Source organism: Photobacterium chitinilyticum (assembly GCF_004104355.1).
Classification (GTDB): Bacteria; Pseudomonadota; Gammaproteobacteria; order Enterobacterales; family Vibrionaceae; genus Photobacterium; species Photobacterium chitinilyticum.
The window spans coordinates 1-3,354 of record NZ_RJLM01000035.1 but is presented as its reverse complement, the minus strand read 5'-3'; the positions used below and the strand labels follow the sequence as shown (position 1 = coordinate 3,354).

Annotated in this window: 1 protein-coding gene and 2 pseudogenes; 1 reads left to right on the top strand and 2 read right to left on the bottom strand. The window is 43.6% G+C overall.

All coding sequences use genetic code 11. The features are described from left to right. A pseudogene (locus EDI28_RS25410) lies at positions 1–140 on the top strand (IS3 family transposase); the annotation flags it as partial. Positions 141–1,948: 1,808 nt separating this feature from the next. Here the strand turns inward: EDI28_RS25410 and EDI28_RS25395 are convergent. Both EDI28_RS25395 and EDI28_RS27415 read right to left on the bottom strand, forming a co-directional pair. Next, positions 1,949–2,242, bottom strand: coding sequence for a hypothetical protein (locus EDI28_RS25395; RefSeq protein WP_128786640.1), 294 nt, complete (start codon positions 2,240–2,242; stop codon positions 1,949–1,951). A gap of 876 nt (positions 2,243–3,118) precedes the next feature. After that, positions 3,119–3,354: pseudogene (locus EDI28_RS27415) on the bottom strand (hypothetical protein); the annotation flags it as partial.

Below are 3,354 nucleotides of genomic sequence, written 5' to 3'. Positions count from 1 at the left end.
AGGGCAAGGCCTCGATAATCAATTACATTACCGGATACTACAGCCAAGTCAGGCCACATCAATACAATGGTGGGCTAACACCGAACGAGTCAGAGCGCCGCTTCTGGCTCACCCATAAAACCGTGGCCAGTTTTACTTGACCACTTCAAGTAGCATTTAACGCCTGGGATAAGGTGCGCCACGGTGAACTCACCAAACCCACTAAACTCCAAACCAAAAATGCCGAGTCAAACAAGTCACCTTGATACCTTTGTTATGCAACTCCATCCATTAATACGATCATACTTGGCCGAAAGTCTTTCCACGCATTGTGAATCTGCGACATACAGACAACAAATTCATACTCTGATAATTCCGATTCACTTTCAACGACTTGAGCCAAACCAACTTGCAGACAACCTAATACGGACTGGCTTGGCTGCTGCACCAGACCAATAGTCAAAGAAATGCACCAACACTTTCACAGCAAAGTAACGTTGAAATTATGATGTTGAATTGCCTGAATCAAAGGCAGCACAGAAGACAACAACAAGCTTATCTTCGGACTTTCAGGCAGCCTTTCGGCAAACGAATGGCCAGAGAAATCGTGGAAATGAGCGATGAACCATCTACCATTGAAATTCTTGGCTCTAGGTGCATAACGCCTGCAATAAGGTGTGCCCCACTGAACCAATAAAGCGCACCGGACTCTATACCAAAACCGCCGAGTCAAACGCATCACCCTTGATTGCCTTGTTATGCAACTCTATCCATTAATACGATCATACTTGGCCGAAAGTCCTTCCTCGCATGATAAATCTGCGTCATGCGGGCAACAAATTCATACTCTGATAATTCCGATTCACTTTCAACGATTTGAGCCAGAGAAACCTGCATGACAACCTGATGCGGAGAAGCTTGGCTGCGGCACCAAATCAATAGGCAAAGAAATGCGCCAGCACTTTCACAGCAAAGTAACGTTGAAATTATGATGTTAAATTGCCAGAACTAAAGGCAGCAAAGAAAGCAACAACAAACTTATCTCAGGACTTTCAGGCAGCCTGTCGCTGAACGTATGGCCAAAGAAGTCGTGGAAATCAGCGATGAACTATCTACCATTGAAAATCTTGGCTCTAGGTGCATAACGCCTGGGATAAGGTGCGCCACGGTTAACCCACCAAATCCACTAAACTCCRAACCAAAACCGCCGAGTCAAACGCGTCACCTTGATACCTTTGTTATGGCGAGCTCCAAGTAACCTACTCAACTTCAATGCACGCTACCGCTGAACAGGATTATTTGCCTGCCATATGATTCAGGCATCATATATCACTGAGTAAACAGGACGTTGAGGGAACGCAGTTTTTGTGATTAATTTCAGGTGGCTATAACTGAAACCTAAGCCTTTTGATGGGGGTTTGAGCAAGATTTATTCGGAAGAAGAACGGACAGCTCTCTTCTATCAGTGTGAATCGGTGCTTAAGGAAGAAAAGTAGCGAGTACTAAACGACAATCGAGCGTGCTGCGGACTGGAGCCAACGATGCCTATTTTCATTGCAAACACCCAGCGCCATAACCGGATTGGAAAACTACTGCTTGCTAGCTGCTAAGCCTCGACCCAACGAAAATGAAGGGAATCAACACAACTACAGGAGCCAATTGGACAAATGAAAAAAGCCACCTCAAGACGGCAATCGGACGTGTTGCGTACAGTGCCTACAAATGCCAATTTTCTTTGAATACATCCAGCACCATAACAGCGCTGGAAAACTGCAATATACTAGCGACTAAGAACGACCCACCGGCAAGTAATTCAGCAGCCACGTTACCTGTACTCACTTACGCCATAACGCCTGCGATAAGGTGCCCCGCACCAAACTAACAAAGCACACCGAACTTCGTACCAAAACCGCCGAGTGTAACGGGTCACCTTGATTGCCTTGTTATGGCGACGCTGACGTATTCAGCATTACTTATTTTTCCTAAAAACCTTAAATAATAAACCAATCAACTGATTTAATTGATAAAATATACCAGACACTGGATTTGATTTAGTGTACTCCTCAATGGCATAGAGGTAATTTGATTTAAATTTTTCTACTGCCTCAGACTCAGTTTCTGCGTAAATGTAATCATCTTCGACCTCAAACCCCTGCACTAACAATTGTTCTTTTTCTCGTAGAAACGAATCAGAATCTGAATTTAAGAAAGTAAACTCCTTACGGTTTGTATTAGGCTTACAAAAGAACTGATATTTACTCATGACATTTCTCCATTATCCATAATATAAAACGGTTAAAGTAATAAAATAATTTTTACGTTTATGGATTTATACGGAGAGTTAATAATAATGACTGAGTCCCATAAGTTTCACACCAATAACAACCTCAAAACGCCAATTGGGTGGTTGCGGGCAGCAACCACAAATTCTCTTTTCATTGAAAACTACCAACACCATAACAGGATTGGAAAACTACTATGAAATAGCAAGAAAGCACGACTCGATGACAATAAAACGATCACCACGTTGCCTGTGCGCTCTTGCGCCATAACGCCTGGGATAAGGTGCGCCACGACCAACTCACCAAACCCACTGAACTCCGAACCAAAACCGCCGAGTCAAACGCGTCACCTTGATACCTTTGTTATGGCGCGCTCAAAGTATTCTACTCAACATCCATGCACGCTACCTCTACAGGGTTTCCAGATTGATACCAGAACATCATAAGCAACAACCTAAACATATACATGATTCGTGTCATTTCTTTATGATTTATATAACAAATTTTTGAGTTACTTGAGAAAGAATGGCTCTTTACTAAACATTTGAATCTGTGCTTCATGGAGAAAACAGCGACTGTAAAACGACAATCGAGCGTGCTGCGGACTGGAACCAAGCAAGGGTTATTTTCATTGTAAACATCCAACACCATAACAGGATTGGAAAACTACGGCTTGCTAGCTGCTAAGCCTCGACCCAACGTTAGTGAAGGAAGGTTCAGATAATGCTGAAGCCAATTGGTTCAGTGAAAACGGCCATCTCATAACGACAATCGGGCGTGTTGCGTACGATACCTACAAATGTCTATTTTCTTTGAAAGCATCCAGCACCATAACAGAGCAGGAAAACTTCAATATGCTAGCGACTAAGAACGACCCGAGTAGCAAGAAAACGATCGCCACGTTGCCTGTACGCCCCTGCGCCATAACGCCTGCAATAAGGTGTGCCCCACTGAACCAGCAAAGCACACTGAACTCCGAACCAAAACCGCCGAGTGTAACGCATCACCTTGATTGCTTTGTTAAATGCCTTTTCCGAAGTGAAGCTCTCTGTGACAATTTGGACACAAAGCCAATACATTTGATAATGAGTCT